This window comes from Micromonospora sp. NPDC049497 (assembly GCF_044465805.1).
Taxonomy (GTDB): domain Bacteria; phylum Actinomycetota; class Actinomycetes; order Mycobacteriales; family Micromonosporaceae; genus Micromonospora.
The window spans coordinates 15,809-30,468 of record NZ_JBITMC010000012.1; the positions used below are offsets into that span (position 1 = coordinate 15,809).

The following is a 14,660-nucleotide window of genomic DNA, read 5'->3' on the forward strand; positions in this document are numbered from 1 at the left end:
GCGGGGGGCGGCGCCCGCGTCCGGGGTCGGGCAGGTGCACCGGGGCCGGCGGGGGGCAAGGGGGTGCGCCACCCGGGGCGGAGGCGGGCCGGGGGCCGGGGGGGGGGGGGGCCCCCCACCGGGTCCCCCCCGCGCCGCGTGGGGAACGACGATCAGGCGGACGCGCGGCAGGACGAGAGCGCCCCGACCACCCCGACCCCCGGGTCCCCCAGCGGCAGCTTCGTCGACGCCGCCGGGCACGTCGGGACCGTGATGTCGTGCACGCCCCGGCCGAACGTCGCCGCGGTCAGTTGCCGCGACGGCTCGTGGTAGCGCTGGTACATGATCGCCGCCTGCGGCAGGTCGGCACCGAGGGTGGCCCACTCGCCGCCGTTCCAACCGGACAGGAACACCCCGACGTCGGTGCCGACCAGCAGCAGGCCGTCGGAGGTGGGTACGACCGAGTTCACCGGGGCGTCCGGCAGGCCCTGGCCGATGTCGGACCAGGTCCGGCCGCCGTCGCGGGTCATCATGACGTGCGCCCGGTCGCTGCCCGAGCGGAAGCCGGAGAACGTCGCGTACGCGATCTTCGCGTCCGCCGGGTGCACCGCCACCCGGGTGACCCACGTGCCGGGCAGTTGCGCCGCGTCGACCTCGTTCCAGCTCCCTCCGAGGTCGTCGGTCCACCACAGCTTGCCGTCGTCGGTACCGACGTAGAGCGTGTCGCCGTCGGTGGGCGCCGCGGCGATCGTGGTGATGGTGCCCCACGGGTACCCGGACGGGTCGTTCGGCCCGCCGCCGGTCAGGTCCGGGCTGATCGCGGTCCAGGTGCGGCCGTTGTCGGTGGACCGGTTGACGATGTTGCCGGCGTAGTACATGACGTTCGGGTCGCTCGGGTCGAACTGGAGCGGGGTGAGCCAGTTGCGCCGCTGCGACGTGGTCTGCCCGGCCCCGATCGGCTGGCGCGGGCTGGACCCGGCGTTCTCCGACCGGTAGCACGAGCCGTACTGGCTGCACCCGAAGACGATGTTCGGGTTCTCCGGGTGGATGAGCGTCTGGAGACCGTCGCCGCAGCCGATCGGGTCCCACGGCCCGCCGACGCCGTCGTACCCACGGTTGCAGCCGTTGTCCTGGGCGCCGCCGACCTTCAGCGTCGGGTCGGTCTGCGCCACGTCCACGGTGTAGAACTGGGTGTACGGCTCGTAGGTGGCCTTCACCCAGCCGCTGGCGCCGTTGGCCTCGGAGCGGTAGACGCCGCCGTCGTTGCCGAGGTAGACCCGACCCGGGACCTTCGGGTCCCACCGCAGGACGTGCTGGTCGGCGTGCACGCCGCCGACCGGGGCGAAGCTCTGCGCGCCGTTGGTGGAGCGCATCAGGTTCACGCCGGTGAGGAAGACGTGGTCGGCGTTGGCCGGGTCGACGAACAGCTTGCCGAACCACCAGCTGAAGGTGGACTGGGACGCCTGCCCGGCGGTGACCGGGGTCTGCGTCCAGCTGTCGCCGCCGTCGTCGGAGCGGAAGAAGGCCCGGAACGGGCCGAGCGCGGTGCCCACGTACGCGTAGAGGCGCTGCGGGTTCTCCGCCGCGACCGCGATGCCCCAGCGGCCCTGGTTGGCGTCGGTGGGCAGGCCGTTGGTCATCCGCTGCCAGGTGTCGCCGCCGTCGTCGGAGCGCCAGAGGCTGGAGCCCGGTCCACCGTAGGTGCGCTGGCTGGGCTCGCGCAGGTGGTCCCACATCGCCGCGTACACCCGGTCGGGGTTGCTCGGGTCGATGACGACCTCGGTGGCGCCGGTGGTGTCGTTCGGCGGCGCGAGGACCTGCCGCCAGCTGTCGCCGCCGTCCTCGGTCAGGTAGACGCCGCGCTGGCCGCCCGGCACGAAGAGGTTGCCGCTGGCCGCGGCGAAGATCCGGTCCTCGTCGGTGCGGTCGATCGCGAGGCGCCCGATGGCGTGGCTGTCCTCCAGGCCGACGCGCTGCCAGCTGCCGCCCCGGTCGGTGGACCGGTAGACGCCGTCGCCACCGAAGGTGATCGACCCGCCGCCGGGCTGGGCCTCACCGGTGCCGGCGAAGAGGACACCGTCGCTGGTCATCGCGACCGCGCCCATGGCCTGCCCCCAGGTGTCCGGCCACGCCGGGCTGAAGGTCGCCCCGGCGTCGGCGGAGCGCCACACGCCGCCGGAGGCCGCCGCGATGAACACCTGACCGTCGACCTGGGGGTCCACCGCGATGTCGACGACCCGCCCGCCGATGTCGGAGGGGCCGAAGAAGGTCCAGTCCCGCTCGCCGAGGGGACGGTAGACGCTGCGGGTACGGGCGGCCAGCTGGTTGGCCTCGCCGCGGGCCTTCGCGTACTTCGCGGCGGAGAGGTCGGTGCTGCCGTCGCTCATCCGCTGGGCGGTCATCCACTCGTCGGGCAGCTCCATGGGGCCGGTGGGGGAACTCGTGGCCAGTGACGGTTCCGGGGCCTGCACCGCCGACGACGCCGTCAGCGCGGCCGTGGCGAGCAGCGCCGTCAGCGCTGTCACCGCATGTCGGCGGTGACGTCGGACCAGGGTTGGGTTCATACGGTGTCTCCTGTCCACATGCGGACGTCCTGAGTCCGCACGCTAGACACCGCATCGGTGAACGTCACCGATCATCTGTCGGGATTCGCGCCGCCGCGTTAGGACACCTGTCGAGCCGGCGCGCGCAGGTCAGCCGTTGCGGAACTCCGGCAGGCCGCCGTCCTCCGAGTCGGGGCCCACCATGGCGCTGAGGGTCGTGCCGTCCGCGCAGAGCGCCGCCGCGCGCAGGTACATGCGCCGGTCCTGCGACCGGGCCAGGACCTCGGTTTCGAAGACCTCGTCCTCGACGCGCAGCAGGTCGATGTCGGCGCGCTGCTCGTAGTGGGCGCGGACGTCGAGCGGGGACATGCGGACGGTCGCCTCCACGCTGGTCACCGCGCCCTGCGGGATCACCGACGTGACCCGCGCGCCGTCGGGCAGGACCAGACCGGGCACGTCGGCGGGGACCTCCGGGTCCTCGTCGAGCGGGACCCGGTCGCAGCTGGGCAGGTTCGCCAGCAGGTCCCGGCCCGGCCCGCCGCCGGTCGTCGGCTCGGCCCCGCCGCACGCGACGAGCAGCGGGAACGCGACGAGAAGGGCGACCACCCGGAGCTTCATCTGATGGAGCCTGCCACGGTCACCGCAGCACCCGCCACCGTCGCACCATCGCCAGCAGCCCGGCGATCACCCCGGCGGTGACCACCGTCAGCAGGATCGTGATGAGCGAGCCGTACGCGAACCCGGAGAACTCGAAGACCTGGTCGAAGATGTACACCGGCAGGTAGAGGGTCGCGTTGGCCGGCCGCCCGTCGGTCAGCACGTACGCCGGGACGAAGTTCACCTGGAGCGTGAGGATGACGTCCCGGACGGCGAGCAGCACCAGCACCGGCGCGAGCAGCGGCAGTGTGATCCGGCGCAGCTGGCCGAAGGGCCCGCACCCCTCCAGGGCCGCCGCCTCGTACAGGCGGCCGTCGAGCAGCCGGCGCGCGGCGAGCACCACCACGAACCCCTCGCCGATGGGGAACGCCAGCATCAGCACGACCCCCAGCCGGGCGGTGGTCGGGTCGGCGAGCCAGGTGAAGCCCGGGTGCCCGACCAGCCCCAGGAGCTGGTTCAGTGGCCCGTACAGGGGGTTGAGCACCCAGAGGAAGAGCACCGCGAGGGCCACGTCGGGGATGACGGTGGGCAGGTAGACGGCGGTGCGGAACCACCGGCCGCCGGGCCGCGGCGCGGCGAGCAGCAGCGCGAGTCCGACCGCGGCCACCAGCCGCACCGGTACGGCCAGCGCGACGTGGAAGAGGGATGCCTCCAGGCTGTCCAGCAGGAACCGGTCCTCGGCCAGCCGCCGCACATTGGCCAGGCCGGTGAACTGGGGGTCCCGGGTCAGGCCGGTGTGGTCGGTGAAGGCGTAGCCGACGTTGAGCAGTGCCGGCAGGACGATCAGCAGGGCCACCGCGACGGCGTACGGGGCGAGGAACGCCCAGCCGCTCAACGGTGCCCGGAACCGGCTCACCGGCGGAGCCCGGTGGTGGCGTCGAAGCGGTGCAGCCGGGCCGGGTCGGGACGCAGCCGCACCTCGTCGCCGGGCGCCACCCCGGGGCGCGGGCCGGTGCGGACCGTCAGGCGGGTGCCGTCGGCGCAGCGGGTCAGCACGATCGCCTCGCTGCCCAGCGCCTCCACCGCCTCGACGGTCACCGCCAGGGGTCCCCGCTCGTCGAGGGCCAGGTCCTCCGGGCGTACGCCGAGCGTCACGTCCGCCTTTCCGCCGAGGACGCCGCCGCCGGGCACCAGGTTCATCGGTGGGCTGCCGAGGAACCCGGCGACGAAGGTGTCGGCCGGCTCGTCGTACACCTGCTGGGGTGGGCCGACCTGCCGCACGCGCCCTTCGGCGAGGACGACCACCCGCTCGCCGAGGGTCATCGCCTCGTGCTGGTCGTGCGTGACGTGGATCGTGGTGGTGCGCAGCTCCCGGTGCAGGGCCAGCAGGTCGGCCCGGGTGGCGAACCGCAGCGGCGCGTCGAGGCTGGCCAGCGGCTCGTCCAGCAGGTAGACGCTGGGTTCGCGGAGCAGCGCGCGGGCCAGCGCGACCCGCTGCCGCTGCCCGCCGGACATCTGGTCGGGGTAGCGGTCCAGCAGGTCGGCGATGGCGAGCCGCTCGGCGGCGGCGCGGACGCGTCGCTCGGCCTCCGCCCGCCGCACCCGGCGCACCTCAAGGCCGAAGAGCAGGTTTCCCCGGACGGTGAGGTGCGGGTAGAGGGCGTAGTCCTGGAAGACCATCGCCACCGCGCGCCGGTGCGGCGGCACCCGGGCGACGTCCTGCCCGTCCACGTACACCCGACCCCCGTCGGGCCGGTCCAGGCCGGCGATCAGGCGCAGGACCGTCGACTTGCCCGATCCCGACGGCCCGACCAGGGTGATCAGCTCGCCGGGCCGCACCTCCAGGTCGACGCCGTCGAGCGCGGTCACCCGCCCGTACGACCGCCGCAGGCCCTCCAGGCGGATGACGCCCCGCGCGTCGGTCACCGGGTCGGTCCGACGGGCAGGGCGAACAGCGGCCGGACGGTCTCCTCCAGCCGGCGCAGGCCCTCCTCCCGGTCGACCCGGCCGTAGAAGACCTCCTCCAGCAGCGTGTCCGCCTCCTTCTCGACCCGCGCCCAGGTGGCGGTGCGGGGGGTGGCGCGCAGGTGCGGCTCGGCGTCCAGGAAGACCTGCGAGGACCGGGGCGGCCGGGCCGGGTCGAGGAAGGCGGGGGAGGTGGCCACGTCCAGCCGGGACGGCACGGTACGACCGGACTCGGCGAGGACGCGCTGGCCGGGCGCGCTCATCGCGTACTCGATGAACCGCCACGCCCTGCGGTGGTCGGGCAGGCCGGCGCCCATGCAGTAGGCGTCGCTGTGCAGGATGGACGCCGGTACCCCGCCGGGGGCCACCGGCAGCGGCGCCGCGTCCCAGGTGAAGCCCTCGATGGTGCGCAGGGTGGGCACGGCGACCCGGCTGCTCAGGAACATGCCGAGGGTGCCGCGCAGGAACCGGGCCTCGCTGGACTCGCTCTGCTCCTGCGCGTCCGGCGGTACGACCCGGTGGCGCAGTTGCAGGTCCAGGAACCAGTCGACCGCCGTCCGGGAGGCCGGGTCGCCCCGCAGGGTCAGCGCGGTGGGCTTCGCCGGGTCGTCGACGAGCTCACCCCGGTTGGACCACACGAACGGCGCCAGCCGGGCGATCGACGGCTGCACACCGACGCCGTACCGGCCGTCGCGGGTGAGCGCGCGGGCCGCGGCGAGGAAGTCGTCCCAGGTCCAGCCGGCTGTCGGCGTCGGCACGCCGGCCGCCCGGAACAGGTCGGCGTTGTAGTAGACGACCAGGGAGGACAGGTTCTGCGGCAGGCAGGTCAACGCGTCGCCGTCGAAGCGGAACGCGTCCAGGGCGCGGGGGCTGAAGTCGCCCTCGTCGAGCACGGTGCTGCCGTCCAGCCAGGACTGTGCCGGCTCGATCGCACCCTGCGCCGCGAACTGCCCGTAGCGGCGGTAGTTCAGCAGGAACACGTCCGGCGGCTGTCCACCGGCGAACGACGTGGTCAGTCGTGCCATCAGCTCGTCCTGCGTGGCGACGGGGGAGAGGGTCACGTCGACGTCCTGGTTGGCCTGCTCGAAGTCCGCGATCAGGGTGCGGTAGCCGGCCACCTCCTCGGCGTCGCCGAACAGCACCACGGTGATGCCCCGCCGGTCCGCCGCCTCGTCGTCGGACCCGCAGCCGCCGCCCGCCCCGAGCAGCAGCGCGGCGGTGAGCAGCCCGGCGCATCCCCGTCGCCAGAATGGTGTCATTCGCGTCCTCCGGATCTCAGCGCCGCCAGCGGGTCGTCGTGCAGCAGGACCCGCTGGGCCAGCAGGAAGACCACCACGCACGGCGCGGTCGCCACGACGCAGCCGGCCATCAGCAGCGGCCAGTCCGTCGGGTTCAGCAGCAGCAGGAACCGCAGGCCCAGGGGGTAGGTGTACCGGTCGCCGCTGGTCAGGTACAGCAGCGGGTCGATGAAGTTGGACCAGTGGAAGGTGAAGGCCAGCACACCGACCGCCAGGGTCGCCGGCTTCACCTGCGGCAGCGCCAGCCGCCGCCAGATGGTCAGCCACCCGGCGCCCTCCAGCCGGGCGGCCTGCAACTGGCTGTCCGGCACACCGCCGAAGCTCCACGCGTACAGCAGCACCAGGAACGGACTGACCGCGAGCACCGCCGGCGCCAGCAGCGGCACGTACGTGTCCACCACCCCGGCCAGGCGGAACAGCTCGAAGCGGGTGGCCCAGACCGCGGTCACCGGCACCAGCAGCAGGGCCACCAGGCCGAGGACCGTCCGGCGCCGGCCGGTGGGTGTGAGCAGCCGCAGCCCGAAGCCGGTCAACGAGGCCACCAGCACGGTCAGCGGCACGGCGAGCGCCACCACCAGGGCCGAGTTCGCCAGGTAGGTGGCCAGCGGGATCAGCTCCGGCAGGCGCGCGTACGCGGCGAGCGTCGGGTCGGCCGGCACGACCTCCAGACCCCGGGGCGGTGGGAGACCGGCGGGTCGCAGGGACCCGACCACCATGAACCACAGCGGGGCGAGGAACAGCACCGCGACCAGGGCGGGCACGCCGAAGCGCCCGATCCACCGCCCGGTCACCGCACCACCCCCCACCCCGCCGACATCCATTCCGACCTGCGTGTCCGGCGGCGGTTCCGCCGAACCTACGAACTGCTCCCGCGCCCGGTCATCGGGCACCTGTCGAAGATCCGCCGCCGCCCTTGCTACGCCTGTCGCAACTCCTCAGTCCGGCCGGTACCGCCCCGACAGTCGGGCCAGCTTCAGCGCCAGGTGCAGGCACAGCCGCTCGTCACCGTCCTTGAGGTCGGTGCCGGCGAGTTCCTCGACGCGCTGCAACCGGTAGTAGAGCGTGGTCCGGTGCAGCCGCAGGTCGGCCGCCGTGGCGTGGGCGTTGCCGGCGAGATCGAGGTAGCGCTCCAGGGTGGCCAGCAGCGGCAGGTGCGCGGCGCCGTCCAACAGCCGGGCCAACCCCGGATGGACGTCGGCGACGTCGAGCTGGTGGTCGTCCAGCCGGGCCAGCACCCGGTAGACACCCAGCCCGGACCACGACACCACGTCACCCAGCGCCGGCAGTCGCGCACCGACCCGGGCGGCGTGCAGAGCCTCGGCGTACGACTCGACGGCGTCGACCAGGCGCGGCCGGGACCGGCCGACGCCCACCACGGTCCGCTCGACCGAGCCGATCGCCCGCGTCACCTGCCGCAGCTCCTCGTCGAGCTGCCGCGCGGCGGCCTCCGGGCTCGGTCGCCCGGCGGTCGCGCCCGCCGGCAGCAGCAGCACACCGTGGTCGTGCCGCACCATGTGCAGCGCCTCCCGGGTGCCGATGCGGCGCCGCGCCGCGACCAGCGACTGCTCCAGCGCGACCCGCGCCCGCTCGTCGGGAAGCCGCTGTCCCGGCGTGACCAGGTGCGCGACGACGGCCGTGGTCGGCCCGTCGGCGGCGATCATGCCCGCCTCCAGCAACGTCCGGACCGCCTGGTCCCGGACGTCCGCGTTGTCCGCGAGCAGCGTACGGGCGGCCTCGTTCTCGCTCTGCGCCGCCAGTTCGCCGAGCAGGTTCTCCCGGTACAGCGCCAGGGACAGTTCCTTGAGCAGGCCCGTCGCCTCGATGTCGACGTCGGCCATCGTGCCGTCGGGGTCGATGAACCAGACGAAGCCCAGCAGCAGGTCGTGGTGTCGGATCGGTACGCACACGCGGGGCAGGAGGTCCAACTCCGGGCACGACGGTGTGCGCAACGGCTCGCGGGCGTCGGTGATGCCGAAGGCGCGCAGCCACGCGATGACCTCGGGCGTGGTCTGGCGACGCAGGATCGACGCCCGGCGTACCTCGTCCATCTGCCCGGTCTGCTCGCTGTAGACCACCACCCGCTGCCGCCGGTCCTCGATGAGCGCCGGCCGACCCGCGTGGGCCGCGACGGCGTCGACGATCCGCTGCAGCTCGCCCTGCACGATGTCCCCTCCGCCCGCCGCCCCGGCCGTCCTGCGGCCGCCCATGATCGGATTCCCTGTCTACACCCGACCATCCCCACCTGACCAGGCTTTCCGGGTTGACGGGTACGCCGGCGTGCGCCGGTTGCCGCTACGGTTGTCCACGTGACCGGATCACCCGTGGGAGCGTTGCGCACCCTGACCGTCGACGGGGTGGACCTCGCCTACCGCGTCGCGGGTGACCCGGCCGGCCCGCCCCTGGTGCTGTTGCACGGCCTCGGCGACGACGAACGGGACTGGCACACCGTGCTGCCCGCCCTCGCCGGCGGGCACCGCGTGTACGCGCTGGACCTACGGGGACACGGCCGCAGCGCGCGACCGGGCCGGTACTCGTTCGAGCTGATGCGCGACGACGTGCTCGGGTTCCTCGACGCGGTGGGCGTCGAGCGGTGCGCCATGATCGGCCACTCCATGGGCGGCACCGTGGCGATCCTGCTCGCCGAGGTCGCCCCGCACCGACTGACCCACCTGGTCGTGGAGGACGTGTTCGCACCCCGGCCGGGCTCGCTGAAGCGGCCGCCCCTGGCGCCGCCGGACACCCCCACCCCGTTCGACTTCGCCGCTGTCACCGCCATCCGCGCCCAGCTCGACGACCCCGATCCGACCTGGTGGGACCGCACCGACACCGTCGACGTCCCGACGCTGGTGATCGGCGGCGGCCCGGACAGCACGATCCCGCAGCACCTGCTCGCCGAGATGGTCGACCGGATGCCCGACGCCACCCTGGTCACGATCGGCGGCGGCCACCACGTCCACGCCAACCGGCCGGCGGAGTTCGTGGAGGCCGTCGACCGCTTCCTCACTGCCCGGGCTGTGCGGTGGACCGCTCACGGAACATCGCCTCGCCCTTGACCAGCCAGGCCAGGCCGAACGCGAGCACCGCCGCCGCCTCGCACCAGAACAGCGGCTTCAGCGGGTCCCGCACCTCCTCGGGCAGCAGCGCGCTGGTCAGCCCGAGGGCGATCGCGGCAAGGATGAGGAAACCGCAGGTGCGGTACAGGCGGTTGCGGGCCCGCGCGCCCGGCGTGGTCGCGTCCCGCACCGGGAACAGGTGCAGACAGAACACGGCCAGCACGCCGAACAGCGCGGCGGCGGCGACCTGGTGCACCCACCCGACGACGGTGTCCGACGTGGAGAGCGTGCCGGCCGGTACGTCGGTGGTGGTGGGGAACAGCGCGACCACGACGGCCAGCGCGCCGGCGACCGTGCTCAGCAGGTCGTCGAGCCGGCGGTACCGGTAGGACAGCAGGAAGACCCCGACAGCGCACAGGCTGCCGACGAAGACGTTCCGCATCTCCGTGTGGTAGTAGCCGCTGATCGACTCCTGAAGGGTGAGCCGGCCGGTGACCAGGGCGTGGCCGACGGGCAGGACGAGCGGGAGCCCGATACCGACGACGCCGATGCCGAGCCGCAGCCGGCGAATGGTCTGCGCGTCCTGGGGTGATCTGACGGGGTCCACGGCGCCTCCCGATGGTCCCATCCCTACCTGGTGCCTCGAGCGTACGACCCGCGGCGACGATCGGCTGGTCACGTGGGGTGTCGTTTTCGGGACGTCAGGGTGACTGCTCGTAGGATCGGGACGTGACGACCCGGCCGGCCCTCGGCATCCTCCTCGGCGCGCTCCTGTTGGCGACGGGGTGCGGCGTGGTGGACGACGGCGGACCGAGGACCGGGCGGCCGACTGCCGCGACCGGTGGGACGGTCGGTCCCGTCGCCCCCACCGGGCAGGTCGGTGACGGTCGGGCGCTGCTGCGGATCGTCACCCAGCTCGGCGAGCAGTGCCCGCACGAGCCGGTCACCCCCGACCCGCGCTGCGACCCGAAGCCCCGGCCGGACACCGGCTTCGAGGTGCGCTCCGCTGCCGGTGACGTCGTCACCCGAGGCCGGTCCGGTGCCGACGGCCGGGCCACGGTCGCCGTGGCTCCCGGCACCTACGACGTCCGGGGCGAGACGGTCGCGGGCTGGCGGATCGCCCCGCAGCGCCGGGTCACCGTCGACGGGACCGGAACCGTCGAGGTGCCCCTCACCTGGACCAACGGCATCCAGTAGGCCCGGCCCGCCAGGGACCGGGCGGGTCGGTGGCGGCGGTCGGGCCAGCAGGGTGTCGGCGACGAAGCAGACCACGTCCCGGTCACCGGGCCCCCGCCCCGAGGAGGGACGCGAGCGCGTCGACCGTGTCCGGATGGCGCCCGAGCAGGCCCGCCGCCTCGGCGTGCGACGCCGGCTCACCGGGAGCCGGCGTCGTCGACCAGCCGCCGGTGCATCCGAGCAGCCCGGCGAGCGCGTCGACGGTCTCCGGATGACCGGCGAGCAGGTCGACGACCGGCCCCGCGGGAGCGGCCGTGGACACCGGCACCGGCGCGGCGGCGCGTTCCGTCCACGGTGGCACCCAGGCGTCCAGGGCGGGCAGCGTGCCCGGGAAGGTGCGCCCGGCCTCCCGCACCAGCAGCGGCACCAGCTCCGGCCCGTGCTCGCGAAGGGTGGTGATGAGCGTCGGCAGCCAGGGCAGCAGAACCGGATCGGGCAGCCGGGCGAACGCCGTCGACATCACCTCCACCACGAACGGCGCCAGCCCCGGCACCGGCTCCAGGGCCTGGACGAAGCCGGAGAGGTACTGCGGGAAGGTCGGCACCACCAGCGGGTTCGCCAGCAGGTCGGCACAGCGGGCGCGCAGCTCGGCCAGGGGGAGCAGGCCGAGCTGGTGCCGGGCCGCCCAGAGCAGCGCCACCTTGGCCGGGGCCTCGGGGTGGGACTGCGCGACGGCGAGTTCGAGCTGGCTGCGGTCGCAGCCCAGGGACAGCGCCAGGCTCTCCAGGCTGACCAGGAACCCCAGCATCGCGCCGACCTGCCGCACCCCGGTCTGCTCGTCGGCGAAGGCGGTCGGCAGCAGTGTGCAGTAGTGGGCGTACCCGGCGGTCACGAACGACCCGCACCAGGCTGGCAGGGTCGGCGCGGTTGCCCGGTAGTGGGCCAGCAGCCGACGGATGCGGCGCAACACCTCCGGGGCGTCGTCCACCGTGCGTTCGGCGGCGAGCAGCTCCACGGCCCGGGTGCCCAGCTCGTCGACCAGTCGGGGAGCGCCGAGCAGGGTGATGGCGTCCTCGACGGCCTCCAGCGCGACGGCGGCGGTCGCGTCCGGGCCGCGTACGGCGCGGCGCAGCCGCTGCTCCAACACCTGCTCCACGGTCACGCCCTCGTAGCCCAGCTCGATCAGGGCCCGCTGGTGGCGGCCGAACGCCAGGTCCCAGCTCTCCTGCACCGACCGGTGCCCCAGCCGCCGCTCGCCCATGATCGGGCGGGCCGCGTCGCGGGGCAGCAGGTGCCGCAGCAACCACAGCAGGTCCGAGCAGGGGCCCAGGTCCGGCCGGGCGTGCAGGTCCAGCAGGGCCCGTTGGACCGTCCGCTTCTCCAGGTCCAGGCCGAGCGGCTGCAACCGGTCGAGGACGTCGCGGGCCAGCGGCGGCAGGGCGTCGTAGCCGACCTGACCGACCCGGTCGCCCCCGAGCAGGATCTCGCAGAGCCGGCGGACGTCCCGCCGTCCCGGTACGACGTCCTTCTCGATGCAGGTGACCGCGGCGTCGGCGAAGTCGTACGGCGTGGGGCGGGCCCGGTTGCGCAGCCCGGCGAGCAGGATCGAGGTCTCGAACACGGCGATCGCGTCGGCGGTGCTGGCCAGGTAGCCGTTGCGGCGGGCCAGCCGGACGATGTCGACGCACCAGCCGCGAAGCTCGGCCTCGTCGAGACCGGCCGGTTCCGGCGTGGCGCCGAGGAAGCCGGAGAGGCGGTCGGTGACGCCGACGGTCGGGGCGGGGACGGCCGCCGTCCGCGCCTTGCGGGTCCGACCGCCCCGCTGTCCGTCCAACCGGTACGGGGTCAGGCCGGACCGGGTCAGCGCCTTCGTCCAGGTGGCCGCCGCGACCGACACCGATCCGGGGGCGAGGCCGAACTGCGTCTCGATCGCCGAGTGGCTGGACGGGATCAGGCCGTACCGCCAGCGGGTGCCGGTGCGGGGACCGATCTCGTACGCCGGGGCGTCCGGCGCGAGGCCGAACTGCTCGACGTCGCTGGCGGCGTGGAAGGCGCCGCAGACGTGCAGGCAGTCGGCCGGGTCGACGCCGGAGGCGGCCAGGTGCTCACGGATGCGCGTCCACATGTACCGCTCGCGATCCGAGTCGCGGTCGAGCTTCTCCGGGCGGCTCGGGCGTAGCCGGCGGAACAGGCTGCCGATCAGCACCATCACCTGCCGGTACGTGTCGTGGTCGGCGTCGGCCAGCGGCTGCTCGACGTACTGGTCCCACCATTCCGACCAGTGCCGCACCTTGCCGTGGTGCAGCAGGTACGCCTCCAGCTCGGCGAAACCGGGCCGCAGGTCGCCGATCTCCACCCCGACCGCGTCACCGTGCAGCGCGCCGTCGTCGTCTCTGTCGCCGTCGCTCCCGGAGGCGGCACCGCCGGGCCGGTCGCCGGCGTCGCGGGGCAGCCACTGGAAGACGTGGTCGGTGGAGCGGTCGACGCAGACCAGCTTGACGCCGGGGGTCTCCAGTGCGTACGCGACGGCCTGGTACTCCGCCGACGCTTCGGTGACCGGCGCGACCACGCTGAGCGGCCGCCACGCGGGGGGGAAGCCGTCCAACTCGGAGGCGAACGCCTGCACGGCCACCGGAAGGCGGCAGTTGCGCAGCTCGGTCAGCAGTGGTTGCAGGTCCTCGCACAGCTCCAGGTAGATCACCTTCGGCTTCTTCTCGCGCAGCCGCCGCACCATGGCCAGTGCGGAGGCCGGCGAGTGGTGGCAGACCGGGAAGATCTCCAGCGGTACGGCGAGGGCCCGGTCGACGTCGTCGACGATCCCGGCCAGGATGCCCGCGAGCGCGTCGGGGGAGTCGGCGAAGGTGGCGACCGCGTCGGTGAGCTGTTCACGCAGCGCACCGAAGGGGCCGCCGGTGGGGGCGGCGGTCACGACAGGGCGGCGATCGCCTGGCGGCCACCGTCGAGGAAGCCCTCCCAGCCACCGCCGTCGGTCTTGGCGCGCGGCTCCACCACGCCGTGCAGGTACTTGTTGAGGATCGCCAGGTCCTCCGGGCTGCGGCGGGCCAGCGACCCCATCAGCGACCCGGCGAGGGTCTCGGCGCGCAACGTCCGGTCGCCGAAGAACTGGCTGTGCAGGATCGCGTCCTCCAGCACGCCGATCTGCTCGGCGGTGGAGAGTGCCGACTCCAGCTTCTCGTCGTCGCTGGTCGCCGCGGCGGCGGCGGTCCGCAGGTCGGCGAAGCTCTGCAGCAGGATGTCCAGCAGGGTGGGCGGCACGTCCAGGTCGATGTGGTGCCGGCGCAGCAGTTCCTCGGTGCGGAACCGGACGATCTCCGCCTCGCTGCGCTTGTTGGTCACCACCGGGATCCGGACGAAGTTGAACCGCCGCTTCAGCGCCGAGGACAGGTCGTTGACGCCCCGGTCCCGGCTGTTCGCCGTGGCGATGATCGAGAAGCCGGGCTCGGCGAAGACGATGTTGTCCTGGTCCAGCTCGGGGATGGAGACGTACTTCTCCGACAGGATCGAGATCAGGGCGTCCTGCACGTCGCTGGTGGAACGGGTCAGCTCCTCGAAGCGGCCGACGACGCCCTGCTCCATCGCCGTCATGATGGGTGACGGGATCATCGACTCCCGGGACTGGCCCCGGGCTATGACCATCGAGACGTTCCACGAGTACTTGATGTGGTCCTCGGTGGTCCCCGCCGTGCCCTGCACCACGAGGGTGGAGTTGCGGCAGATCGCGGCGGACAGCAGTTCGGCGAGCCAGCTCTTGCCGGTGCCCGGGTCGCCGATGAGCAGCAGTCCCCGGTCGGACGCGAGCGTGACGATGCTGCGTTCGACGAAGCTGCGGTCACCGAACCACTTCTGCGGGATGTCGCGGTCCAACCCGTCGGCCCGTTCCGAGCCGAGGACGAACAACCGCACCATGCGCGGGCTGAGCCGCCAGGAGAACGGCTTCGGGCCGGTGTCGACCGACTCCAGGTAGTCGAGTTCGTCGGCGTACTTGACCTCGGCGGGGGCACGCAGCATCTCGGACATGAGGGGATGCA

Annotated in this window: 12 protein-coding genes; 2 read left to right on the top strand and 10 right to left on the bottom strand. The window is 73.5% G+C overall.

Annotation, left to right across the window (positions count from 1 at the left end):
• Nucleotides 1-152: 152 nt before the first annotated feature.
• The 7 genes from ACIBR0_RS17625 to ACIBR0_RS17655 form a co-directional block, all read right to left on the bottom strand.
• On the bottom strand, nucleotides 153-2,504 hold the full coding sequence (locus ACIBR0_RS17625) for a WD40/YVTN/BNR-like repeat-containing protein (RefSeq protein ID WP_396716769.1): 2,352 nt from the start codon (nucleotides 2,502-2,504) through the stop codon (nucleotides 153-155).
• A gap of 168 nt (nucleotides 2,505-2,672) precedes the next feature.
• Nucleotides 2,673-3,140 carry a hypothetical protein gene (locus tag ACIBR0_RS17630; RefSeq protein WP_396716771.1) on the bottom strand — a complete coding sequence of 156 codons (468 nt, stop codon included), beginning with the start codon at nucleotides 3,138-3,140 and terminating at the stop codon, nucleotides 2,673-2,675.
• A gap of 19 nt (nucleotides 3,141-3,159) precedes the next feature.
• Nucleotides 3,160-4,035 carry a carbohydrate ABC transporter permease gene (locus tag ACIBR0_RS17635; RefSeq protein ID WP_396716772.1) on the bottom strand — a complete coding sequence of 292 codons (876 nt, stop codon included), beginning with the start codon at nucleotides 4,033-4,035 and terminating at the stop codon, nucleotides 3,160-3,162.
• Complete coding sequence (locus ACIBR0_RS17640) at nucleotides 4,032-5,045, bottom strand: ABC transporter ATP-binding protein (RefSeq protein WP_396716774.1); 1,014 nt, start codon at nucleotides 5,043-5,045, stop codon at nucleotides 4,032-4,034. Before ACIBR0_RS17640 ends, ACIBR0_RS17635 begins: the two co-directional genes overlap by 4 nt.
• Nucleotides 5,042-6,343, bottom strand: coding sequence for an ABC transporter substrate-binding protein (locus tag ACIBR0_RS17645; RefSeq protein WP_396716776.1), 1,302 nt, complete (start codon nucleotides 6,341-6,343; stop codon nucleotides 5,042-5,044). Before ACIBR0_RS17645 ends, ACIBR0_RS17640 begins: the two co-directional genes overlap by 4 nt.
• The gene (locus tag ACIBR0_RS17650; protein WP_396716778.1) at nucleotides 6,340-7,173 is read right to left on the bottom strand and encodes a carbohydrate ABC transporter permease; all 834 of its coding nucleotides are present in this window, start codon (nucleotides 7,171-7,173) and stop codon (nucleotides 6,340-6,342) included. Before ACIBR0_RS17650 ends, ACIBR0_RS17645 begins: the two co-directional genes overlap by 4 nt.
• A 144-nt stretch (nucleotides 7,174-7,317) precedes the next feature.
• The gene (locus tag ACIBR0_RS17655) at nucleotides 7,318-8,589 is read right to left on the bottom strand and encodes a PucR family transcriptional regulator (RefSeq protein ID WP_396716780.1); all 1,272 of its coding nucleotides are present in this window, start codon (nucleotides 8,587-8,589) and stop codon (nucleotides 7,318-7,320) included.
• Nucleotides 8,590-8,688: 99 nt separating this feature from the next.
• Here ACIBR0_RS17655 and ACIBR0_RS17660 point away from each other — a divergent pair, with 99 nt between their 5' ends.
• Entirely contained in the window at nucleotides 8,689-9,435 is a 747-nt protein-coding gene (locus tag ACIBR0_RS17660) for an alpha/beta fold hydrolase (RefSeq protein WP_396716782.1), read from the top strand.
• Here the strand turns inward: ACIBR0_RS17660 and ACIBR0_RS17665 are convergent.
• On the bottom strand, nucleotides 9,383-10,042 hold the full coding sequence (locus tag ACIBR0_RS17665) for a DUF998 domain-containing protein (protein WP_396716784.1): 660 nt from the start codon (nucleotides 10,040-10,042) through the stop codon (nucleotides 9,383-9,385). The genes ACIBR0_RS17660 and ACIBR0_RS17665 overlap by 53 nt on opposite strands.
• Nucleotides 10,043-10,164: 122 nt before the next feature.
• Between ACIBR0_RS17665 and ACIBR0_RS17670 the strand changes: the two genes are divergently transcribed.
• Nucleotides 10,165-10,632 (top strand): hypothetical protein, encoded by a 468-nt coding sequence (locus ACIBR0_RS17670; protein ID WP_396716786.1) that lies wholly within the window; start codon nucleotides 10,165-10,167, stop codon nucleotides 10,630-10,632.
• Nucleotides 10,633-10,714: 82 nt separating this feature from the next.
• Here ACIBR0_RS17670 and ACIBR0_RS17675 read toward each other — a convergent pair whose 3' ends face one another.
• Together ACIBR0_RS17675 and ACIBR0_RS17680 are read right to left on the bottom strand one after the other, a co-directional pair.
• Complete coding sequence (locus ACIBR0_RS17675) at nucleotides 10,715-13,540, bottom strand: DUF5682 family protein (RefSeq protein ID WP_396716788.1); 2,826 nt, start codon at nucleotides 13,538-13,540, stop codon at nucleotides 10,715-10,717.
• Nucleotides 13,537-14,649 (bottom strand): AAA family ATPase, encoded by a 1,113-nt coding sequence (locus ACIBR0_RS17680; protein WP_396716790.1) that lies wholly within the window; start codon nucleotides 14,647-14,649, stop codon nucleotides 13,537-13,539. The genes ACIBR0_RS17675 and ACIBR0_RS17680 overlap by 4 nt, the downstream gene beginning before the upstream one ends.
• Nucleotides 14,650-14,660: the final 11 nt, after the last annotated feature.